Source organism: Stutzerimonas sp. 21-1, assembly GCF_056336065.1.
Window position 1 is genome coordinate 2,298,082 of record NZ_CM150500.1, and the last position, 22,817, is coordinate 2,320,898.

The window sequence follows — 22,817 nt, forward strand, 5'->3', positions numbered from 1 at the left end:
GCCGAACGCAAAAAGGCCGATCCATGATCGGCCTTTTTGTTTTTGCCATCGGAAAGCTCGCTCTGAACCGGGCCCGCCCACAGGCGGCCGGTTTAGCGAGTGCCTTTTCAGGCGGCTGATTACATGTGCTTGATCATCGCATCGCCGAACTGCGAGCAGGACATCAACTGCGCACCCTCCATCAGACGCTCGAAATCGTAGGTGACGGTTTTCGCAGCAATGGCGCCCTCGGTTGCCTTGATGATCAGATCGGCCGCTTCGACCCAGCCCATGTGACGCAGCATCATCTCTGCGGAGAGGATCAGCGAACCAGGGTTGACCTTGTCCTGACCTGCATACTTCGGCGCAGTGCCGTGGGTGGCTTCGAACATGGCGACCGTGTCGGAAAGGTTGGCCCCCGGCGCGATACCGATGCCTCCCACCTCGGCCGCCAGAGCATCGGATAGATAGTCGCCGTTAAGGTTGAGGGTAGCGATCACGTCATACTCAGCCGGACGCAACAGGATCTGCTGCAGCATGGCGTCGGCAATCGCGTCTTTAACGACGATGTTTTTGCCAGTGTTCGGATTCTTGAACTGCATCCACGGACCACCATCGAGCAGTTCGGCGCCGAATTCGTCCCGCGCCACTTCGTAGCCCCATTCCTTGAAGGCACCTTCGGTGAACTTCATGATGTTGCCTTTATGGACGATGGTCACCGAGCTGCGATCGTTGTCCACGGCATACTGCAGGGCTTTGCGAACCAGACGCTTGGTGCCGTCGAGCGATACCGGCTTGATGCCGATGCCACAGTTCTCGGTAAAGCGGATCTTCTTGACCCCCATTTCCTCGGTGAGGAACTTGATCACCTTTTCGCACTCAGGCGAACCCGCCTTCCACTCAACGCCCGCATAGATGTCTTCCGAGTTCTCACGGAAGATCACCATATCGACGTCGCCAGGCTTCTTCACCGGGCTGGGCACGCCAGTGAACCAGCGTACCGGACGCTGACAGACGTACAGGTCGAGCTCCTGACGCAGAGCTACGTTCAACGAACGGATACCACCGCCAACGGGCGTGGTCAGCGGCCCCTTGATAGATACGACATAGTCACGAACGGCCTCCAGCGTCTCTTTCGGCAGCCAGGTATCCTGATCATAAACCTGGGTGGCCTTCTCGCCGGCAAACACTTCCATCCAGGCGATCTTGCGCTTTCCGCCATAGGCTTTCTCGACAGCAGCATCGACGACCTTGATCATCACCGGGCTGATATCGACACCAATGCCGTCGCCCTCGATGTAAGGAATGATCGGGTTATCGGGAACATTCAGAGTGTTATCGGCATTGACGGTGATTTTGTCACCGCTGGCTGGCACCTGGATCTTTTGGTATCCCATGCTGGACTCCGTTTCGTGGTTGACAATGGTCAGCGCCCGAGGTTAACCCACTTGAATCCAGCCAGACCACATGTTCGTTCGTCTTATGCGACGACATTCTTCGACGTACCGGCACGATGGTATACTGCGTAGGTGACTAACGAGTCATAAGGAGCGCCTGTCCCGGATCGAGACGCCGCTTCTTGAAGCCGTCGCACTGCTACCGCGGCCTGACGGATCAAATGCTCCACACTCTACTGATGCACCCAACATCACCGCGGCGAACCCTTGACTTCCGGCTCGACGAAACGGAGAGCCATAGCGCCTACCTGCGCATTTCGAGGATTTGAGCACGCCCAGCAAAGAAGAGAGTCAACACGATATGCCCACCCGTTCGAAGATCATCTACACCTTCACCGACGAAGCCCCTGCTCTCGCCACCTACTCGCTTCTGCCTATCGTCGAAGCGTTCGCCGCCTCCGCAGACATCGCCGTCGAAACCAGCGACATCTCTCTTGCAGGGCGCATCCTTGCGAATTTTGCCGACCACCTGGACGCCGACAAGCGTGTCGAGGACAGTCTCGCCGCACTCGCCGAGCTGACCATGCAGCCGGATGCAAACATCGTCAAACTGCCGAACATCAGCGCCTCGGTGCCCCAGCTCAAGGCGGCCATCGCTGAGCTACAGGCACTCGGCTACAACGTGCCGAACTATCCGGAAGATCCGCAGACCGACGTCGAGAAAGAAATTCGCGCGCGCTACGGCAAGGTGCTCGGCAGCGCCGTCAACCCGGTGCTGCGTGAAGGCAACTCCGACCGTCGCGCCCCTGCGGCCGTCAAAGCGTATGCGCGCAAGCACCCGCACTCCATGGGCAAGTGGAGCAAGGCTTCGCAGTCGCATGCCGACTACATGCGCGGTGGCGACTTCTTCTCCAGCGAGAAATCCATCACGATGGAGAAGGCTGGTGACGTGCGCCTTGAGTTCGTCGGCAAGGACGGCCAGGTTCAGGTCAAGAAACAACTCTCCCTGCTCGAGGGCGAAGTGCTCGACGGCATGTTCATGAGCTGCAAGAAACTGCGGGACTTCTTCGAAGACACCCTGCAGGACTGCAAGGAAACCGGCGTGATGTGGTCCCTGCACGTCAAAGCCACGATGATGAAGATTTCCCACCCGATCGTCTTCGGCCACGCCGTCAGCGTCTACTACAAAGACGTGTTCGACAAATACGGCAAGCTGTTCGACGAACTGGGCGTCAACCCGAACAACGGCATCAGCAGCGTCTACGACAAGATCAAATCGCTGCCGGCCTCGCAGCAGGAAGAAATCCTGCACGACATCCACGAGGTATACAGCCACCGTCCGGAAATGGCGATGGTCGACTCGGTCAAAGGCATTACCAACCTCCACATTCCGAGCGACGTCATCGTTGATGCCTCGATGCCGGCCATGATCCGCAACTCCGGCCAGATGTGGGGCAAGGATGGCAAGCAGAAGGACACCAAAGCGGTAATGCCGGAAAGCACCTACGCCCGCATCTACCAGGAGATGATCAACTTCTGCAAAACCAACGGCGCATTCGATCCGGTGACTATGGGCAGCGTGCCGAACGTTGGCCTGATGGCCCAGCAGGCTGAAGAATACGGCTCGCACGACAAGACCTTCGAGATGACCGCCGACGGCACCATGCGCGTCGTACTGGCCGACGGCACCGTGCTGATGCAGCACGAAGTCGAGAAAGGCGATATCTGGCGCGCCTGCCAGACCAAGGACGCGCCGATCCGCGACTGGGTCAAGCTGGCCGTTACCCGCGCCCGTCAGTCCAACACCCCGGCAATCTTCTGGCTCGACCCGGAGCGCGCCCACGACCGCGAACTGCAGAAGAAGGTCGAGAAGTATCTGAAAGAGCACGACCTCAGCGGCCTGGATATCAGCATCATGGGCTACAACGAAGCCATCCGCGTCAGCATGGAGCGCATGATTCGTGGCCGTGACACCATCTCGGTAACCGGCAACGTACTGCGTGACTACCTGACCGACCTGTTCCCGATCATGGAACTGGGCACTTCGGCCAAGATGCTGTCCATCGTTCCGCTGATGGCCGGCGGCGGCATGTACGAAACTGGCGCCGGCGGCTCGGCACCCAAGCATGTGCAGCAGCTGATCGAAGAGAACCACCTGCGCTGGGATTCGCTCGGCGAGTTCCTGGCGCTGGCGGTCTCCCTGGAAGAAACCGGCATCAAGACCAACAACGCGAAAGCCAAGCTGCTGGGCAAGACGCTGGATGCAGCGACCGGCAAACTGCTCGACAACAACAAGTCGCCGTCGCGCAAGACGGGTGAGCTGGACAACCGTGGCAGCCACTTCTATCTGGCAATGTACTGGGCCCAGGAACTGGCCGCGCAGACCGAAGACCTCGAGCTGCAGGCACGCTTCGCTCCGCTGGCCAAAACGCTGACCGAGAACGAAGCGACCATCGTTGCCGAACTCAACGCCGCGCAAGGCAAGCCGGTCGATATCGGCGGCTACTACCGCTCCAACCCGGAGCTGACCAGCAAGGTCATGCGTCCGAGCCAGACCTTCAACAACGCGCTCGCTGCGCTGCGTTAAAGGAAGGCGCGGGCCGCCCTCGGCCCGCTCAAGGAAAACCCCGGCCCTCGCGCCGGGGTTTTTCCGTTTTTACACCCGCCAGCGACTATTGCGACTGTTACGCTCGCGCAGTGTCTTACGAGGAATTTTTTATGGACTGGTGCCCCCATGTAACCGTGGCCACGATCATCGAGGATTCAGGTCGCTTCCTTCTCGTCGAGGAACTGAAGGCCGGACGCCTGGTGCTCAACCAGCCCGCCGGCCATCTGGAGGCCAACGAAACCCTGCGCCAGGCCGCGATACGGGAAACGCTCGAAGAAACCGGCTGGGACGTGGAGCTTACCGGTGTAACCGGCATCTATCTCTACACCGCACCGAGCAATGGTGTGACCTACCAACGCGTCTGCTTCACCGCCAAGGCGATCCGGCACGATCCGCAACGCGAGCTGGATGACGGCATCGTAGCGGCCACCTGGCTCAGTCGCGATGAGCTGGCCGCGCAACCTGGACGCTGGCGCAGTGAACTCGTCCTGCGCTGCATCGACGACTATCTGCGTGGCCCGGTACACGCGCTGGAGGTCGTTCGCGACTGACACGATTTCAACATGTGTTCGGCAGCCTGTTAGAATCCGGTCCTTTTTGCAGATCCTGCCAGCGAAATCCCTATGCCTGCTTCAGCCATCACCGCCCCGGAAAACACCCGCGTCATTGTCGGCATGTCCGGCGGCGTAGACTCCTCCGTTTCCGCCCTTCTGCTGCTCGAACAGGGGTATCAGGTAGAAGGCCTGTTCATGAAGAACTGGGAGGAAGACGACGGTACCGAGTACTGCACCGCCAAGGAAGATCTCGCCGACGCGCAGGCCGTCTGCGACAGGATCGGCATCAAGCTGCACACCGCCAATTTCGCCGCCGAATACTGGGACAACGTCTTCGAGCACTTCCTCGCCGAGTACAAGGCCGGACGTACGCCCAACCCGGATATCCTCTGCAACCGCGAAATCAAGTTCAAGGCGTTCCTCGACTATGCCCTGATGCTCGGCGCCGACCTGATCGCCACCGGCCATTATGTACGTCGCCGCGACGTGGACGGACGCAGCGAGCTGCTCAAGGGCCTGGATCCGAACAAGGACCAGAGTTACTTCCTGCACGCCGTCGGCGGCGCACAACTGGGCAAGACACTCTTCCCCGTCGGCGAGCTGGAAAAGCCTGCCGTGCGGGCAATCGCCGAGAAATACGGATTAGCCACGGCGAAGAAAAAAGATTCCACCGGCATCTGCTTCATCGGCGAGCGCCGTTTCAGCGATTTCCTCAAGCAGTACCTCCCCGCTCAGCCGGGAAACATCGAAACCATCGACGGCGAAGTCATCGGCCGCCACCACGGCCTGATGTACCACACCATCGGTCAACGCCAGGGCCTGGGCATCGGCGGACTCAAGGACACCTCGGACGAACCCTGGTATGTGCTCAGCAAGGATCTGCAACGCAACGTGATGATCGTCGGCCAAGGCAACGATCACCCCTGGCTGTTTTCCCGCGCCCTGCTCGCCTCGGAAATCTATTGGGTCAATCCGCTGGATATCAGCGCCCCGCGCCGACTGACCGCCAAGGTGCGCTACCGCCAGGCAGATCAAGGCTGCACATTGGAGAAAACTGCACAGGGCTACCGGGTGGTCTTCGACGCTCCGCAGCGCGCCGTGACCCCTGGCCAGTCGGTGGTCTTCTACGATGGCGAAATCTGCCTGGGCGGCGGCGTGATTGAGCGCGCCGAACCCTGGTTCGAAGGAGCCCACCCATGAGCGCCGTCGAAGAGCAACTGATCGCGCTCGGCGCCGTCTTCGAGGCTGCCGTGCTGGTCGATCGTATCGCCCGCACTGGCCAGGCTCCCACCGCACAGGTTGCCTGCATGCTCGGCAGTCTGCTGGCACGCAACCCGCAGACGACGCTGGAAATCTACGGCGGCGACGACCTCAATCTGCGCGACGGCTATCGCGCCCTGGTAGGCGCGCTGGAGCGCGACAGCAGCAGCCTGCAACGCGAACCGCTGCGCTACGCCCTAGCGATGGTCGGTCTCGAGCGTCAGCTGGACAAGCGTGGCGACATGCTGCAGGTCATCGGTAGCCGGCTCGATCAGATCCAGCAACAGGTCGAGCACTTCGGCCTGACGCATGAAAATGTCATCGCCTCATTCGGCGGCCTGTATCAGGACACTCTGAGCACCTTCCGCCAGCGCATTCAGGTGCAAGGTGACATGCGCCACCTGCAGCAGCCGGACAACGCCGCGAAAATTCGCGCGCTGCTGCTGTCCGGCATCCGCTCGGCCCGCCTGTGGCGCCAGCTTGGCGGGCATCGCTGGCAGATGATTATCAGCCGACGCAAACTGCTCGATGCGTTGTATCCCAAGGTCCGCTCGCAGACCGATATCCACTGACGGCACGTTAACCGCCCAACCGCAGCGGTTTCGCTGCCGACAGCGCCGACAGACGAAAGTCGTTCAGGACCGGCGCATTCATCCGCGCGTGCGGTCCGGCGGCCAGCGCTTTCGTGTATAATCTGCGCCCTTTTCGTTGCCCGACTGTCCGAGAATGCCCTCTATGCAGCTTTCCTCGCTCACGGCGGTTTCCCCCGTCGATGGCCGCTACGCCGGCAAAACCAGCGCCCTGCGCCCGATCTTCAGCGAATTCGGCCTGATCCGTTGCCGTGTCCAGGTCGAAGTGCGCTGGCTCCAGCGCCTGGCGGCTCACCCAGGTATCCCGGAAGTCGCGCCGTTCTCTGCCGAAGCCAACGCGCTGCTGGATAAGCTGGCGGAGAATTTCCAGCTGGAACATGCCGAGCGCGTCAAAGAGTTCGAGCGCACCACCAATCACGACGTGAAAGCCGTCGAATACCTGCTCAAGGAGCAGGCCAAGCAGCTGCCGGAACTGGCCGCCGTCAACGAATTCATTCACTTCGCCTGCACCAGCGAGGACATCAACAACCTGTCCCATGCGCTGATGCTGCGCGAAGGTCGCGACCAGGTACTGCTGCCGCTGATGCGCCAGATTGCCGAGGCGATTCGCGCGCTGGCCGTCAAGTTCGCCGACGTGCCGATGCTCTCCCGCACCCACGGGCAGCCGGCCTCGCCGACCACGCTCGGCAAAGAGCTGGCCAACGTGGTGTACCGCCTGGAGCGACAGATCAAGCAGGTCGCCGAAGTGCCCCTGCTGGGCAAGATCAACGGCGCCGTGGGCAACTACAACGCGCACCTGTCCGCATATCCGCAGGTGGACTGGGAAGCCAACGCCCGCGAATTCATCGAGCAGGACCTGGGCCTGACCTGGAACCCCTACACCACCCAGATCGAGCCGCACGACTACATCGCCGAGCTGTTCGACGCCATCGCGCGTTTCAATACCATCCTCATCGACTTCGACCGCGATGTCTGGGGCTACATCTCCCTTGGTTACTTCAAGCAGAAGACCGTGGCCGGCGAGATCGGCTCTTCGACCATGCCGCACAAGGTCAACCCGATCGACTTCGAGAACTCCGAAGGCAACCTCGGCATCGCCAACGCCATCCTCCAGCATCTGGCCAGCAAACTGCCGATCTCCCGCTGGCAGCGCGATCTGACCGACTCCACGGTCCTGCGCAACCTGGGCGTGGGCTTCGCCCACAGCGTCATCGCCTACGAAGCCAGCCTCAAGGGCATCAGCAAGCTGGAGCTGAACGCTGCGCGCATCGCCGACGACCTGGACAACTGCTGGGAAGTGCTGGCCGAGCCGGTGCAGACCGTCATGCGTCGTTATGCCGTGGAAAACGCCTACGAAAAACTCAAGGATCTCACCCGCGGCAAGGGCATCACTCCGGACGCCTTGCTGGCCTTCATCGACGCGCTGCAGATTCCGGCCGAAGCCAAAGCCGAACTGCGCAAACTGACTCCGGCCAGCTACATCGGCAACGCCGGCGAGCAGGCCAAGCGCGTCTGAGCGATTTCCCTATACGCACGCCCGGCTGCGCCGGGCGTTTTTATTTGCAGCTCTGCATATAGAGCAAGGTGTTACGCATGACTTCTGATGTTCCACTTCAAATCCTGGGCGGCCTCAGCGCGCGGGAGTTCCTCCGTGACTACTGGCAGAAGAAGCCGCTGCTGATCCGCCAGGCCATCCCGAATTTCCAAAGCCCGATCTCGCCGGACGAGCTGGCCGGTCTTTCCCTCGAGGAGGAAGTCGAGTCGCGCCTGGTCATCGAGCATGGTGACAGCCCGTGGGAGCTGCGCCGCGGTCCCTTCGCCGAGGACACCTACCAGCAGCTGCCCGAGCGTGACTGGACGCTGCTGGTCCAGGCCGTCGATCAGCTGGTACCCGAAGTGGCCGAGCTGCTTGGACAGTTCCGCTTTCTCCCGAACTGGCGCATCGACGATGTGATGATCAGCTACGCCGCGCCGGGCGGCGGCGTCGGCCCGCATTTCGACAACTACGACGTGTTCCTGCTGCAGGCGCACGGTCAGCGGCGCTGGCGCGTCGGCCAGATGTGCGACAGCGACAGCGCGCTGCTCGAACATGGCGACCTGCGTATCCTCGCCGACTTCCAGGGCACCGACGAATGGGTTCTGGAGCCCGGCGACATGCTGTACCTGCCACCGCGCCTGGCGCACTTCGGCACAGCCGAGGATGCCTGCATGACCTATTCGGTAGGCTTCCGCGCGCCCAGCGCCGCTGAGGTACTGACCCACTTCACCGATTTCCTCGCCCAGTTCCTGCCAGACGAAGAACGCTACGGTGACGCAGATCTGCAACCGAGCGACGATCCCTACCAGATTCAGAGCGACGCGCTGGAGCGTCTGAAAGCGCTGCTGGCCGAGCACATGGGCGACGAGCGTCTGCTGCTGACCTGGTTCGGCCAGTTCATGACCGAGCCACGCTATCCCGAGCGGATCGAAGGCGTCGAACTGACCGAGCAGGATCTGCGCGCGGCGCTCGCCGATGGCGCCGTGCTGGTACGCAATCCCGCGGCGCGCATGGCCTGGAGTGAGATCGATCTCGGGCTGCTGCTGTTCGCCAGCGGCCAGAGTCGTCTGCTGCCCGCTCAGCTGCGCGATCTGCTCAAGCTGATCTGCTCGGCCGACGCTTTGCACGAGGACAATCTTGCTCCGTGGCTTGGCGATGACGACGGGCGTAAGCTGCTGCAGGAATTGATCAAACAGGGAAGCCTGGAGTTCGCTGATGAATAACATCCAAGTACGCATCGCCGATTGGCAGAAGGATAACGCCGACCTGCGGCGCATACGCGAAGCGGTGTTCATCGCCGAACAGGCCGTCCCGCCGGAGCAGGAATGGGATGCCGACGATGTCGAGGCCGTGCATTTCCTTGCGCTCGAGGACGGTTACGCCATCGGTACCGCACGGCTGCTCGCGGACGGCCAGATCGGTCGTGTCGCCGTTCTGCGCGACTGGCGCGGAATGAATGTGGGCGACGCGCTGATGCAGGCGGTAATCGCCGAAGCCGAACGCCGCGGCCTGCGTGAACAGAAACTCACCGCTCAGGTACACGCGACCCGCTTCTACGAGCGACTGGGTTTCGAGGTCGTCAGCGAGGAGTTTCTCGAAGCCGGCATCCCCCACGTGGACATGCTGCGCAAGAGCCACTGAGGTTCGTCATGCACGACAACGCCGAGGATGACCGGGACGATACAGGCGAGCCGCTGGTCATCGACTTCCAATCGCCAGGGCGGTTCGACGTGCACAATCCGCTGCCGGACCAGCCGCAGCCGACGCCCTGGCAGCCCGCGTCGGCGCGGCTCGGCGCGGACGCCGACGTGCAGCATTTCACTAGCCCCGACCAGGTGCGCGCTCACGCGCTGGCGTTCTTCCAGCAGGCGCAGCGCAACCTGTGTCTCTACAGCCCTGACCTGGAACCCTGGCTGTTTCACCACAGCAGTATCCAGCAGGCCTGCACACGCTTTCTGCTGGCGCACCCGCGCAACCTCGAGGACTCCACCCGGGCCGTGCAGAGCGGTCACCGCCTGCTGACGCTGGTCAGGCGCCTCAGCAGCAATGCCCAGATTCGCAAGGTCAATCCCGAGTATCCGCGCGAAGAGGACACCTATCTGATCGCGGACAAAAGCGGCCTACTGATACGTCCCCATCGCGATCCCTATAACGGGTATGCGTTGTACAACAACCCGGCGCGGGTCCGTGTGAGCCAGTCGAGCTTCGACCAGGCCTGGGAACACAGCCTGTCCGATGCCAACCTGCGGAGCTTTCTGCTATGACCGTACGCCGCCATCTTGCCGCACTCGCTCTGGCCGTCTGCCTGCCATTGCACGCCGCCACTGAGGTCATTCCGCTGCAATACCGGATGGCTGAGGATGTCCTGCCGGTAGCCCAATCGGTGATCGGTGAGCAGGGTCGGGTCAATGCTTACGGCAATCAGTTGATCGTTAATGCGCCGCAAGCGGCGATCACAGAACTTCGGCAGGTACTCGAGCAGCTCGACAGCGAACCCAAGCGCCTGCTTATCAGTGTCGACACCCAGGATTCGGCTGCTGGCAACGCCAGCGGCTACGGCGTGGATGGTTCGATCCGTGCCGGAGATGTCGAGTTCGAGACGGGCCGTGGCGAACGTCATGGCCGTGACCAGGTGCGCATCATCCGGCGCTCGACCAGCAGTCAGGGCGGCGGCATCCAGCAAATCCAGACCAGTGAGGGCTATCCGGCACTGATCCAGGTCGGTCAGAGCGTACCGCTGACCACCAGCGGCACCGACGGCTACGGCCGGATCTACCAGCAGACGCAGTATCGCGACGTCACCCGCGGTTTCTACGTGACGGCCAATCTCATCGGCGATCGCGTACAGATCACCGTCAGCAGCAACCGTGATCGCGTCAATCAGATGAACCCGAATGTGATCGAAACACAGCTCGCCGATACCCGCGTCAGTGGTCGCGTTGGCGAATGGATCAGCCTGGGCGGCATCGACGAAAGCGCTTCGTCACAACACGACGGCACCTTGCGACGCTACAGCACGCAGGGCCAGCAAGACCTTTCGCTGCGACTGAAAGTCGACGTGCTGGAGTAACAGCGCTTCGCGTAATGTAGCCACGCCCCGCTTATGTAGTGCCACAAAAAAAACACTACAAAATGATTGACGAGACTTTCCCGGCAGCGCATCATTGCCCCGCTCCCGCTAACCAGAGGCTCTGGAAAGGGTCTCCGGGGCGCGCTCCAGCCAACCAGCCGAGCCGCTCCGTGACTGTACTGCCCACAAGGCGGACTGACGAGGTTGCGACTGGAACGAGTCGTCCTGAGGGACGGGGAAGCGATTAACGCATCAGTCAGACTGTAGTCTCGACGTTGTCGAGCCCCACGGCAGCCACGCCAACCGGGAGCTTCGCAACCAAGAGCCAGCCCGGCGATCGTGTCCATGCCCTCCTCCTCGGTTTCAATCCTCGTCCTGGTCGCAGTTCGACACTCTGCCGCGTGTTGCTCGCATTGATCCGTTAGCACGCAGTTTTTGGTGGGAAAGTCGGTGCTCAACCAAATTCACATCTATGAAGGATTGACCATGTCCGCATATCAAGACGACATCAAGGCAGTTGCCGCCCTGAAAGAGAAGTTCGGCAGCAGCTGGAGCGCTATCAACCCGGAATCCGTGGCCCGCATGCGCGCCCAGAACCGCTTCAAGACCGGTCTGGAAATCGCTCAGTACACCGCCGACATCATGCGCAAGGACATGGCCGAGTACGATGCCGACTCGTCCGTCTACACCCAGTCGCTGGGCTGCTGGCATGGCTTCATCGGTCAGCAGAAGCTGATCTCCATCAAGAAGCACCTGAAGACCACCAACAAGCGCTACCTCTACCTGTCCGGCTGGATGGTTGCCGCTCTGCGCTCCGAGTTCGGCCCGCTGCCGGACCAGTCGATGCACGAGAAGACCGCAGTCTCCAACCTGATCGAAGAGCTGTACACCTTCCTGCGTCAGGCCGATAGCCGCGAACTGGACCTGCTGTTCACCGCCCTGGACGCCGCTCGCGAAGCCGGTGACAGCGCCAAGGCTGCCGAGATCCAGAACCAGATCGACAACTACGAAACCCACATCGTTCCGATCATCGCCGACATCGACGCTGGCTTCGGTAACCCGGAAGCTACCTACCTGCTGGCCAAGCGCATGATCGAAGCAGGCGCTTGCTGCATCCAGATCGAGAACCAGGTTTCCGACGAGAAGCAGTGCGGCCACCAGGACGGTAAAGTGACCGTTCCGCACGCCGACTTCCTCGCCAAGATCGCTGCCGTCCGCTACGCCTTCCTTGAGCTGGGCATCGACAATGGCGTGATCGTTGCTCGTACCGACTCCCTGGGTGCCGGCCTGACCAAGCAGATCGCCGTGACCAAAGAGCCGGGCGACCTGGGCGACCTGTACAATAGCTTCCTGGATTGCGAAGAAGTTTCCGCTGCCGACCTGGGCAACGGCGACGTCGTCATCAACCGTGGCGGCAAGCTGCTGCGTCCGAAGCGTCTGCCGTCCAACCTGTTCCAGTTCCGCAAGGGCACCGGCGAAGACCGTTGCGTCCTGGACTGCATCACCTCCCTGCAGAACGGCGCCGACCTGCTGTGGATCGAAACCGAGAAGCCGCACGTTGGCCAGATCAAGGGCATGGTTGACCGCATCCGCGAAGTCATCCCGAACGCCAAGCTGGTGTACAACAACAGCCCGTCCTTCAACTGGACCCTGAACTTCCGTCAGCAGGTGTTCGACGCCATGGTTGCCGAAGGCAAGGACGTGTCCGCCTACGATCGCGCCAAGCTGATGAGCGTCGACTACGACGAAACCGAACTGGCCGCTCGTGCAGACGAAATGATCCGTACCTTCCAGCGCGACGGTTCCGCTCAGGCTGGCATCTTCCACCACCTGATCACCCTGCCGACCTACCACACCGCCGCGCTGTCCACCGACAACCTGGCCAAGGGCTACTTCGCCGAAGAAGGCATGCTGGCCTACGTGAAGGGCGTTCAGCGTCAGGAACTGCGTCAGGGCATCGCCTGCGTCAAGCACCAGAACATGGCTGGCTCCGACATCGGCGACAACCACAAAGAGTACTTCGCTGGCGAAGCAGCTCTGAAGGCGAGCGGTAAAGACAACACCATGAACCAGTTCCACTAAGGAACGGTTTCAGCCTGGCAACAGGCTGCGGTGTAGCAAAGGCCCCGGCATATAGCCGGGGCCTTTGCGTTTCGGGCGTTCATGTTGTTCGTCGCCCCGCGGAGCGGTGTCATATAGCTGTCTCACGACAAAACTAGAGTCAGGATTCCGTCAATCGACTCAGGGAACGCGACGTGAGCACTGACAACGACAATATTCTTTTCGGTAACGGCGATGAGCTACCCAGCAACCGTTCCGGGAACGCCCATATTCAGGATGTGATCAACCTCGGCCGCCGCCAGGTACTGGCAGGTGGCGCCTCGCTAGGCGCGCTGGCCTTCTTGGGGGCGACACTTCCGGGCGCAGTCCAGGCCGCTAGCCAATCGGCAGAGCGGCTCAAGGATTTTCCGCTGAAACGCCGCAGCCGGCTTCCATTTTCAGCGGTTCCAGTTACTCGCCACGATGGCATCAGCGTCCCGCCGGGATACATCGCAACGACGTTCATCCCGTGGGGCACCCCTATCAGCGGGCGCTATCCGGCCTATCTGGAGGACGCCAGCAACAGCGCCGAGGACCAGGCGCACCAGACCGGCATGCATCACGATGGCATGCATTTCTTCCCAATCAATGCCAAATACGGCGGGCACCAGAGCGATCACGGATTGCTGGTGGTGAATCACGAGTACATCGATGCGCCGCTGCTGCACCCCAACGGGCCGACCGTGGTCGACGGCAAACGCACCGTAGTCGACGAAGTCCGTAAGGAAATCAATGCGCACGGGGTTTCCGTAGTGGAGATCCGTCGCGGCGTACGCGGTGATTGGTCCGTACTGCCATCTGCCCGCAATCGCCGCATCACCGGCGCCACCCCCATGCGAATTGAAGGCCCCGCCAAGGGGCACGCCTTGCTGCGCACCCGCTACAGCCCGAGCGGCACCTCGACCCGCGGCACACTGAACAACTGCGCGAACGGCTTTACCCCGTGGGGCACCTATCTGACCTGCGAAGAGAACTGGGCCGGTTACTTTGCCAGCCAGGACAGTGAGCTGCCGCGTGAACTCAGCCGTTACGGCGTACGTGATACCAGCCGCTATGCCTGGGAGACCATCGCTGGCGATGAGTTTCAGCGTTTCGATGCGAAACGCCGCGGCACCGATGCGCAGTCCGACTATCGCAACGAGCCGAACACCTTCGGCTGGATCGTGGAGATCGATCCGTTCGATCCGGACGCCATGCCGGTAAAACGCACCGCCCTCGGCCGCTTTGCGCACGAAGGGCTGGTGTTTGCGCCTGTCAAACCGGGCCGCCCGCTGGTGTGCTACTCCGGTGACGACTCGCAGAACGAATACATTTACAAGTATGTCAGCCGTGACCGCTACCGCCCGCTGCGTAGCGATGGTCGTCTGCTGGATGCGGGAACGCTCTACGTAGCGCGCTTCAATGCAGATGGCAGCGGCGACTGGCTGGCGTTGGACATTGACGACCCGGAATTTCAGCAGGCGTGCGCAACGGCCGGCGTAAGCTTCGCCGATCAGGGCGAAGTGCTGATCAACACCCGTCTGGCTGCCGACATCGCCGGCGCCACGCGCATGGATCGCCCGGAATGGGGTGCGGTTCACCCGGATAACGGTGATGTCTATTTCACCCTCACCAACAACAGCGCGCGTAGCGAGGCCGATGCAGCCAATCCGCGCGCTCCCAATCCTTACGGTCATATCATTCGCTGGTCGGAAGAAAGCCGCGACTACGCGGGAACCCGCTTTCGCTGGAACATCTACCTGATGGCCGGCCCGCAGGGCGACAGCAGAACGCCGAAGGGCCGAACTCTGGACGACAGCAACATCCTGGCCAGTCCGGATGGGCTGTGGTTCGATGACGAAGGCCGGCTCTGGATCCAGACCGACATGAGCGGCAGCCAGCTGAGATCGGGCCCGTTCGGTAACAATCAGATGCTGGTATCCGACCCCAGAACCGGGGAAACCAAGCGCTTCCTGGTCGGGCCGCTAGGCGCGGAGGTGACCGGCATTACCGCAACGCCCGATTTCCGCACGCTGTTCGTGAACATCCAGCATCCAGGTGAGGGTTCTACGCCGGGCAATTACAGCAGCAGCTGGCCGGATGGCCCAGGCCTGCGGCCGCGTTCTGCAACGGTCATCATCAGCCGCAAGGACGGCAAGCGACTGATGTAAGGGCACCCAGATCAAGGCCGGCTCCGCCGGCCCTTGATTGAAAAACACTGCACTCATTCGCGCGTATCGGCTGAACCTCGAGGCCGATCGCCATTGGTAAAAAGCCCCCACGATGAGATGAACAACGCCGCGATAAGTGGCCCGATTACGAAGCCATTCAGCCCGAACAGAGCGAGCCCGCCGAGGGTGGAAATAAGGACAAGGTAATCCGGCATCTTGGTGTCCTTGCCCACCAGGATCGGACGAAGGATGTTGTCCACCAAGCCGATGACCATCACCCCATACAGGATCAGAACCACGCCCTGCCAGACTGCGCCGCTGAATAGGAAGTAGATCGCGACGGGCGTCCAGATCAACCCGGCGCCTACGGCGGGAAGCAGTGACAGGAACGCCATCAATACCGCCCAGAGCAGGGCACCGGATATGCCGAGCACCGCGAAAATCACTCCGCCGAGCGCGCCCTGTGTAATCGCGACAATGACATTGCCCTTCACAGTGGCACGCACCACTCGGGTGAACTTATTGAATAAGCGTCGTTTCTGGGTATCGCTCAGCGGCAGCGCCTGCCGAATCCGCAACACCAGCTCACGCCCGTCGCGAATGAAGAAGAACAGCAGGTAGAGCATCACGCAGAAGCTCACCAGAAACTGAAACGTACCCTGCCCAAAGCTAAATGCTTTCGTCGCTAGAAACTGACTGCCTTCCAACGCACCGCTGGAAAGTTTTTCCCGCAGGCTGTCGAGATCGCCGAAGCCGAATCGCTGGAGCTGTGCTTGCAGACCATCCGGCATCATTGACTTCAGCTGTGCCAGGTAACTACCGACATCCAGCTCGCCGGTCTCGATGCGCTGGTATAGCGCAGCACCTTCTTGCACGAGCATTCCGGCAATAACGATTACCGGAATAACCGCCACCAACAGACATATCAGTAAAGTCAGCAATGCGGCGACATTCGGGCGCCCTACGAAGCGCTGCTGCAGTCGGCGCTGCAATGGCGAGAAGAGTATGGCAAGCACCGCTGCCCAGAACACCGCGCCATAGAACGGCAGGAGGATCCATCCGAATGCCAGGGAAACCAGCACCAGTAATACGAGGAATGTCTTCTGCTCGAGCGTCGATTTGATCATGCCTCACCCAGAAATTCGTTGTGCTATCCAGTTAGTCAACATACGGATTGGCGAGTGCGCAGCTTTTCTATTCGAGCAAAAAAGAAAGGCAGGAATTACCCTGCCCTCTTCGTTCGATCCTATCGAATCACAGGATCATTGCCGCCACCCAGCCAAAGGCGAGCAGCGGCAAGTTGTAGTGGAGAAACGTTGGAACCACAGTGTCCCAGATATGGTTGTGCTGGCCGTCGACGTTGAGGCCAGCGGTCGGCCCCAGGGTCGAATCCGACGCGGGAGAGCCACCGTCGCCCAATGCGCCCGCCGTGCCCACCAGGCTCACGATCGCAAGCGGGCTGAAACCCAGCTCCACCCCTAGCGGCACGAAGATCGCCGCAATAATCGGTACCGTCGAGAACGACGAACCGATACCCATGGTTACTAAAAGGCCAACCAATAGCATCAGCAGCGCAGCCACAGCCTTGCTGTCGCCAATCCACGCGGCGGAGGCGTCTACCAGCGATTTCACCTGACCGGTCTCTCGCATGACCTCGGCGAACCCCGCCGCAGCAATCATGATGAAGCCGATCATGGCCATCATCTTCATACCCTCGGTGAAGAGGTCGTCCGCCTCGCGCCAACGCACCACACCGGAGGCGGAGAAGATCACGAACCCGGCAAGCGCACCGATAATCATCGAATCCAGCCACAGCTGCACAATGAACGCAGCACCAATGGCAATTGCCGCCACGAGCAATGTGACGGGGCTGTAGGTTGCGTTGACCCGCTCCACCGCGTCTATTCGGCTCAGATCGTAATCACGCGGCTTGCGATAACTGAAGAAGGCGATGATCAGCCCAGCGACCATCCCAAGCGCCGGGATCAGCATCGCCTCCGTCACCTTTACCTGAGATACGTCCACTCCACCTTTCGCAACGTTGGCGAGCAGTATCTCGTTGAGGAAAATGTTGCCAAAACCGACCGGTAAAAACATGTAAGGCGTGATCAACCCAAAAGCCAGAACACAGGCGATCAAACGACGGTCGATGCGCAAGCTGGACAGCACAGACAACAAGGGCGGAACCAGCAGCGGGATGAAGGCGATGTGAATGGGCAAAATGTTCTGGGAAGAGATCGCAACCACCAGCAACAAGGCAATCACTATCCATTTGACGGACTGCCCCGTATGGGCCGCCCGGTTTCCAACCATCATCAGCGCCTTGTCAGCCAACGCATGAGCGAGACCGCTCTTACCGATGGCCACGGCGAATGCTCCCAACAGCGCGTACGACAGCGCAACCGTTGCGCCCCCTCCGAGTCCTTTATTGAATGCGGCAAGCGTGGACTCGATGCCCAATCCACCAAGAAGCCCACCGCACAGCGCACCGGCGATTAACGCAACCACAACGTGCACTCGGCACAAACTCATGATCAGCATGACGCCGACCGCAACCACCACTGCATTCATCAAACTTCACCGTTACGCGAGCCAGACTTGAGAGAAAGGGGCGTACTCTGCAATAACGCATTATCTGTGTCCAGCTCGCACATTTGAGCGCCAGCCCTACCCGTCAAGTTCCTTAGCACTCTTGGACCAAGCTGGTCGGCTATTCGCGACGGCTCCCAGTAAAGGCAGTAAAATCATCACATTGTCGGCTCACCATTTAGCGAGTTTCTTGTGGAAATTTTCAAAGAGTTCACTTTCGAATCTGCTCATCGGCTTCCGAATGTGCCCGCCGGTCACAAATGCGGACGCCTCCATGGCCACTCTTTTCGTGTGGCCATCTACGTTGCTGGCGAAGTAGACCCATTTACCGGCTGGATTCGGGATTTCAGCGAACTCAAAGCGATCTTCCGCCCCATCTATGAACGGCTGGATCACAACTATCTCAACGACCTTGCGGGCCTCGAAAACCCAACCAGCGAAAATCTCGCCAAATGGATCTGGAACGAGCTAAAACCGCTCCTTCCAGAACTCTCGCGCATACGTATCCACGAAACCTGCACCAGTGGCTGCGAATATAGCGGTGAGTGATCCCTTGCAGGGATCCGTACGTTCGTAGCCTGTCTGCTCCTTGGTAACCTGCAGATAGCCGGTGAACATGCAGGGCAATAACGCGCCACTCAGACTGATGCATCTAAGATCTCTGCCTTAAGGGTACGTCAGGCCACGCACTGGTCTGTCCCGGGCTGAGTGGACACTGACTTAAGGTGGATAATGTCCGCCGCAAGGAGTGTTCATGACCCAGACCAGACGACGTTTTCCCGAATCTTTCAAACGCGATGCGGTAGACCAGGTGCTTGCTGGCACGCCGCTTCGTCATGTCGCCGAGACGCTCGGCATTGCTGAAAGCCTGCTGGGCAAATGGAAGCGCCAGTACGAACAGCAAGGTGACGATGTTTTTCCGGGCAATGGCAAGCAGCGTGGCGAGAGCGCGGAACTGCGTCGGCTACGCCAGCAACTGGCCCAGGTCACCATGGAGCGCGATGTTTTAAAAAAGGCGCTCGCCATCTTCTCGCAGCCCACGAAGTGAGGTTCCGCGCCATCGAGGCGTTGGCCGATCGCTACCCCGTAGCGCCAATGTGCCGGCTGCTGCGGGTATCGCGCAGCGGTTTTTATGCCTGGCAGCAGCGGCCTCCTTCGACGAGAGGGATGGCGAACCGACGCCTGAGCAAGGAGATCCGCACCATCCATTATGAGGTGAATGGGATCTATGGCCATCTCCGAATCAAGGCCGAACTGGCGGCCGTGGGGCATGCGTGTGGTCGGCACCGGGCTGCCCGACTGATGCGCGAAGCCGGTTTGAGCGTTCGCTCGCGCAAGCGCTGGCGGCTGGTTTCCAGCAGTCGTCACGCTCTGCCGATTGCGCCGAATCATCTGGATCGCCAGTTCGCCTCGGATCATGCCAACCGGCACTGGGTCTCGGACATGACCTACGTGCGAACCAGTAGATCGCTACGGTCGTCACCGGCAACCTTGCCAAACTCGGCATCGTTTGATCACAACGCCGAGCAGCTTGGTGCAGCTCGCGCCGGTAGGAGGGATCGTTCTCCTGATCGAGTTATCAGATGGTGCCGTGAAGGGGGTTGGTGACTGCAAACGCGACCGAGACGGGGCCAGCGTGTCTATATCTTACTCGCGCCAGATAGGCAGATTGCAGTTGGCTGTCCTTAAACAGCGGTGGCGCAAAAAATGGAGCAAAAAATGGTAGGAGCAAAAATCATCGCCCATAAAAAATCCAGTTACCGCTAAGTAACTGGATTTTCTAGGGATTTTTTGGTCGGGACGGAGTGATTCGAACACTCGACCCCTTGCACCCCATGCAAGTGCGCTACCAGGCTGCGCTACGCCCCGAAGTCTTCTGCGAAAGCTGAAAACGGACGAAACTATACATTAAGCGACTGAAAATGTGAAGGTTTTTCTTCCGGTGGTTTTGCCGCGCTCTACTTACGCAGAACTTGTAGCACTTCCTCCAATTCGCAGATCATCTGGCGAATCAGTTGCTTGTACTGCGTGGTGTCTTCGCGCGCCTCATCACCTGACAAACGCAGCCTAGCTCCACCAATAGTAAATCCCTGCTCGTAAAGGAGTGCACGAATCTGACGGATCATCAACACATCCTGTCGCTGATAATACCGCCGATTGCCTCTTCTCTTCACAGGATTAAGCTGCGGAAACTCTTGCTCCCAGTAACGCAGTACATGGGGTTTCACCGCGCAAAGCTCACTAACCTCACCGATAGTGAAATAGCGCTTGCCAGGGATGGCCGGCAGTTCGTCGTTATGACTTGGTTCCAGCATAGGCCTCGACTCTGGCTTTGAGTTTTTGCCCTGGACGGAAAGTTACGACGCGGCGGGCCGTGATAGGAATTTCTTCGCCTGTTTTCGGGTTACGACCAGGGCGCTGGCGCTTATCACGCAGGTCGAAATTGCCAAACCCGGACAATTTCACCTGCTCGTTATGTTCCAGCGCCTGGCGTATTTCTTCGAAAAAAAGCTCGACCAACTCCTTGGCTTCACGCTTATTCAAGCCTAGCTCTTCGTATAGACGTTCCGCCATTTCAGCTTTCGTCAGAGCCCCCATACGCTATTTCCTTAACGTGGCGTTAAACCTTTCTTCCAGAGAGGTCAGGATGCTCTGCATAGCAGCGCCAACCTCTTCGTCATTAAGAGTGCGTGAAGGGTGTTGCCAGGTCAAGCCGACTGCCACACTTTTGCTAGAGGGATCAATACCTTTGCCCTGATACACATCAAATAGCTTGAGGTGAGCCAAGTATTCCCCAGCCGCCTCGCGAATACACCGCGTCACTGCCTCAGCTGCGACGTCGCGGTCGACGAGCAGAGCAATATCCCGCCGCACCTCGGGGAATCTCGATAGCTCGCTGAACTGTGGGAGGCGCCCTTCGGCAATTTCTGAAACGAGCAATTCGAACAGATAAACCGGCTGATCGATTCCTAGATTACCGGCCAACTCCGGATGCAGTCTGCCGATGTAGCCGACCAGCCGGCCGTCCCGCTCAATACGAGCGGTTTGTCCAGGATGCAGAGCCGAATGCTCGGCAACAACGAACCGATACGACCCACCATCACCCGCGTAGGCCAGCAACGCCTCGACGTCCGCCTTAGCATCGTAGAAATCGACCAGCTCGCGTTCGTTAGCCCATCCCTCAGGCAAACGACTGCCGGACACCACACCGGCCAGCATGCATTCCTGTTTCAGCCCGTCCAGCTGGCCAACAAAACGCAAGCCGGCTTCGAACAAACGTACCCTCGACTGCTGACGATTGAGATTGTGCTGCAACGCTTTGATCAGGCCCGGCCACAGCGATACACGCATCACTGCCATATCAGCGGAGATCGGATTAGCCAATTGCAGCGGCGTTACCCCAGGCGCGAACAGCTCAAACAGTTTCGGATCGATAAAGCTGTAGGTGATTGCCTCCTGATAACCACGTGCGACTAGCAGACGCCGCAAAAGCGGCAACTCTGCACGAGCTTCAGCCTTCGCTTCCGGTGCAAGACGCGCCTGCGGATAGCGCACGGGAAGACGATCATAGCCATACAGCCGGCCCAGCTCTTCGATCAGATCGACCTCTAGGCTGATATCGAAACGATGACTGGGAACGCCGATCTGCCAACGGCCGATGCCGTCGTCGGTAACGCTCAAGCCGAGCGAGGTCAACAACCGAACCACCTGAGTAGGCTCGAGTTGCAAACCCAGCATCTGGCTGATGCGCTCTGCGCGCAACGTAATCGGAGCAATTTTCGGCAGATCGACTTCGCTTACTACCTCTGTGATTGGGCCCGCTTCGCCGCCAACAATCTCAAGCAGCAACGCTGTGGCACGCTCCATGGCGATTCGAGCCAATTGAGGATCGACACCACGCTCATAGCGGTGCGACGCGTCGGTATGCAAACCATAGGAGCGAGCCTTACCGGCCAAGGCGATGGTGTCGAAGAACGCGCTCTCAAGGAAAATGTCTCGGGTTTGCGCGGCCACACCGCTATGCTCGCCACCCATTACACCGGCGATGGCTAAGGCTCGCTGATGATCTGCGATCACCAACGTATCAGCGCGCAGCGTCGCTTCCTGGCCGTCCAGCAAAACCAGTTTTTCGCCTTCGTCAGCCATCCGCACTCGAACGCCGCCGTTGATCTGCTTCAGATCGAAGGCATGGAGTGGTTGTCCGAGCTCAAGCATCACGTAATTGGTGATATCGACGACCGCATCAATGCTGCGCACGTCAGAGCGACGCAGACGCTCCACCATCCACAACGGCGTCGGGCGCGAGCAATCAATATTACGAATGACACGCCCCAGATAACGCGGGCAGGCTTGTGGGGCAGTCACTTCAATAGAAAGACGCTGTTCGTGGCTTTCCGCAACAGCCGGAACAGACGGAACATTCACTGCGACGTCATATATCGCACCCACTTCGCGCGCCAGACCTTTCAGCGACAGACAATCACCCCGATTCGGAGTCAGGCCGATCTCGATGGTCGCATCATCCAGCCCCAGATAGTCGCGAAAGTCGCGTCCAACCGGTGCGTCATCGAGCAATTCCATCAAACCACTGCCATCGTTACCGACCTGCAGTTCGGTTTCCGAGCAAAGCATGCCGTTGGATTCGATTCCGCGCAGCTTGGCCTTCTTGATCTTGAAGTCACCCGGAAGCACCGCACCGATCATGGCGAAAGGGATCTTCAATCCGGCGCGCACATTCGGCGCACCGCAAACCACCTGAAAGGTTTCGACACCGTTGCTGACCTGACAAACCCGCAGCTTATCGGCATCGGGATGCTGCTCTACACTCAGCACCTGGCCAACCACCACACCGCTGAACATACCGGCGACGGGAGTAACGGCATCAACCTCGAGGCCAACCATCGACAGACGAGCTACCAGTTCGTCACGAGAAACCTGCGGATTAACCCAGCTCCGCAGCCACTGTTCACTGAATTTCATTCT

Annotated in this window: 20 protein-coding genes and 1 tRNA gene; 14 read left to right on the top strand and 7 right to left on the bottom strand. The window is 59.9% G+C overall.

The window, feature by feature from the left end:
- Nucleotides 1-119: 119 nt before the first annotated feature.
- Nucleotides 120-1,376 carry an NADP-dependent isocitrate dehydrogenase gene (icd, locus tag AC0ZJQ_RS11135; protein ID WP_008570788.1) on the bottom strand — a complete coding sequence of 419 codons (1,257 nt, stop codon included), beginning with the start codon at nucleotides 1,374-1,376 and terminating at the stop codon, nucleotides 120-122.
- Between the two features lie 361 nt (nucleotides 1,377-1,737).
- Between icd and AC0ZJQ_RS11140 the strand changes: the two genes are divergently transcribed.
- The 11 genes from AC0ZJQ_RS11140 (at nucleotide 1,738) to AC0ZJQ_RS11190 (ending at nucleotide 15,245) form a co-directional block, all read left to right on the top strand.
- Complete coding sequence (locus AC0ZJQ_RS11140) at nucleotides 1,738-3,963, top strand: NADP-dependent isocitrate dehydrogenase (protein WP_155551715.1); 2,226 nt, start codon at nucleotides 1,738-1,740, stop codon at nucleotides 3,961-3,963.
- 131 nt (nucleotides 3,964-4,094) lie between these two features.
- A complete protein-coding gene (locus tag AC0ZJQ_RS11145) occupies nucleotides 4,095-4,535 on the top strand; it encodes an NUDIX hydrolase (RefSeq protein WP_155551714.1) in 441 nt (146 codons plus the stop codon).
- Nucleotides 4,536-4,607: 72 nt separating this feature from the next.
- Nucleotides 4,608-5,738: a tRNA 2-thiouridine(34) synthase MnmA gene (gene mnmA, locus AC0ZJQ_RS11150; protein ID WP_476476667.1), complete on the top strand. Its 1,131-nt coding sequence runs from the start codon at nucleotides 4,608-4,610 to the stop codon at nucleotides 5,736-5,738.
- Nucleotides 5,735-6,370 (top strand): high frequency lysogenization protein HflD, encoded by a 636-nt coding sequence (gene hflD / locus AC0ZJQ_RS11155; RefSeq protein WP_102828647.1) that lies wholly within the window; start codon nucleotides 5,735-5,737, stop codon nucleotides 6,368-6,370. Before mnmA ends, hflD begins: the two co-directional genes overlap by 4 nt.
- Nucleotides 6,371-6,533: 163 nt before the next feature.
- Nucleotides 6,534-7,904 (top strand): adenylosuccinate lyase, encoded by a 1,371-nt coding sequence (purB, locus tag AC0ZJQ_RS11160; RefSeq protein WP_155551712.1) that lies wholly within the window; start codon nucleotides 6,534-6,536, stop codon nucleotides 7,902-7,904.
- 77 nt (nucleotides 7,905-7,981) lie between these two features.
- A complete protein-coding gene (locus AC0ZJQ_RS11165) occupies nucleotides 7,982-9,148 on the top strand; it encodes a ribosomal protein uL16 3-hydroxylase (RefSeq protein WP_167135750.1) in 1,167 nt (388 codons plus the stop codon).
- Nucleotides 9,141-9,566: a GNAT family N-acetyltransferase gene (locus AC0ZJQ_RS11170; protein WP_008570779.1), complete on the top strand. Its 426-nt coding sequence runs from the start codon at nucleotides 9,141-9,143 to the stop codon at nucleotides 9,564-9,566. The genes AC0ZJQ_RS11165 and AC0ZJQ_RS11170 overlap by 8 nt, the downstream gene beginning before the upstream one ends.
- 8 nt (nucleotides 9,567-9,574) lie before the next feature.
- Nucleotides 9,575-10,189: a DUF7931 domain-containing protein gene (locus AC0ZJQ_RS11175; RefSeq protein WP_476476668.1), complete on the top strand. Its 615-nt coding sequence runs from the start codon at nucleotides 9,575-9,577 to the stop codon at nucleotides 10,187-10,189.
- On the top strand, nucleotides 10,186-10,995 hold the full coding sequence (locus tag AC0ZJQ_RS11180; RefSeq protein ID WP_155551708.1) for a secretin N-terminal domain-containing protein: 810 nt from the start codon (nucleotides 10,186-10,188) through the stop codon (nucleotides 10,993-10,995). Before AC0ZJQ_RS11175 ends, AC0ZJQ_RS11180 begins: the two co-directional genes overlap by 4 nt.
- Before the next feature lie 486 nt (nucleotides 10,996-11,481).
- Nucleotides 11,482-13,077: an isocitrate lyase gene (locus AC0ZJQ_RS11185; protein WP_165594569.1), complete on the top strand. Its 1,596-nt coding sequence runs from the start codon at nucleotides 11,482-11,484 to the stop codon at nucleotides 13,075-13,077.
- A gap of 173 nt (nucleotides 13,078-13,250) precedes the next feature.
- Nucleotides 13,251-15,245, top strand: coding sequence for a PhoX family protein (locus tag AC0ZJQ_RS11190; protein ID WP_476476669.1), 1,995 nt, complete (start codon nucleotides 13,251-13,253; stop codon nucleotides 15,243-15,245).
- 53 nt (nucleotides 15,246-15,298) lie between these two features.
- On the opposite strand, the gene AC0ZJQ_RS11195 is transcribed toward AC0ZJQ_RS11190, so the two are convergent.
- Nucleotides 15,299-16,372, bottom strand: coding sequence for an AI-2E family transporter (locus AC0ZJQ_RS11195; RefSeq protein WP_301620371.1), 1,074 nt, complete (start codon nucleotides 16,370-16,372; stop codon nucleotides 15,299-15,301).
- Nucleotides 16,373-16,499: 127 nt separating this feature from the next.
- Complete coding sequence (locus AC0ZJQ_RS11200; protein WP_314018883.1) at nucleotides 16,500-17,816, bottom strand: Na+/H+ antiporter family protein; 1,317 nt, start codon at nucleotides 17,814-17,816, stop codon at nucleotides 16,500-16,502.
- A 210-nt stretch (nucleotides 17,817-18,026) separates the two neighbouring features.
- Here AC0ZJQ_RS11200 and queD point away from each other — a divergent pair, with 210 nt between their 5' ends.
- The 3 genes from queD to AC0ZJQ_RS11215 all read left to right on the top strand — a co-directional run bounded on the left by queD (nucleotide 18,027) and on the right by AC0ZJQ_RS11215 (nucleotide 19,442).
- On the top strand, nucleotides 18,027-18,383 hold the full coding sequence (gene queD / locus AC0ZJQ_RS11205) for a 6-carboxytetrahydropterin synthase QueD (RefSeq protein ID WP_314018885.1): 357 nt from the start codon (nucleotides 18,027-18,029) through the stop codon (nucleotides 18,381-18,383).
- A gap of 205 nt (nucleotides 18,384-18,588) precedes the next feature.
- Nucleotides 18,589-18,882 carry a transposase gene (locus tag AC0ZJQ_RS11210; protein ID WP_237263438.1) on the top strand — a complete coding sequence of 98 codons (294 nt, stop codon included), beginning with the start codon at nucleotides 18,589-18,591 and terminating at the stop codon, nucleotides 18,880-18,882.
- 119 nt (nucleotides 18,883-19,001) lie between these two features.
- Complete coding sequence (locus AC0ZJQ_RS11215; protein WP_476477772.1) at nucleotides 19,002-19,442, top strand: IS3 family transposase; 441 nt, start codon at nucleotides 19,002-19,004, stop codon at nucleotides 19,440-19,442.
- A 184-nt stretch (nucleotides 19,443-19,626) separates the two neighbouring features.
- Here the strand turns inward: AC0ZJQ_RS11215 and AC0ZJQ_RS11220 are convergent.
- The 4 genes from AC0ZJQ_RS11220 to pheT form a co-directional block, all read right to left on the bottom strand.
- Nucleotides 19,627-19,703, bottom strand: a tRNA-Pro gene (locus AC0ZJQ_RS11220).
- An 89-nt stretch (nucleotides 19,704-19,792) separates the two neighbouring features.
- Entirely contained in the window at nucleotides 19,793-20,149 is a 357-nt protein-coding gene (locus tag AC0ZJQ_RS11225; RefSeq protein ID WP_476476670.1) for a MerR family transcriptional regulator, read from the bottom strand.
- On the bottom strand, nucleotides 20,130-20,432 hold the full coding sequence (ihfA, locus tag AC0ZJQ_RS11230) for an integration host factor subunit alpha (protein ID WP_003282572.1): 303 nt from the start codon (nucleotides 20,430-20,432) through the stop codon (nucleotides 20,130-20,132). The genes AC0ZJQ_RS11225 and ihfA overlap by 20 nt, the downstream gene beginning before the upstream one ends.
- Nucleotides 20,433-20,435: 3 nt before the next feature.
- Entirely contained in the window at nucleotides 20,436-22,814 is a 2,379-nt protein-coding gene (pheT, locus tag AC0ZJQ_RS11235; protein WP_476476671.1) for a phenylalanine--tRNA ligase subunit beta, read from the bottom strand.
- Nucleotides 22,815-22,817: the final 3 nt, after the last annotated feature.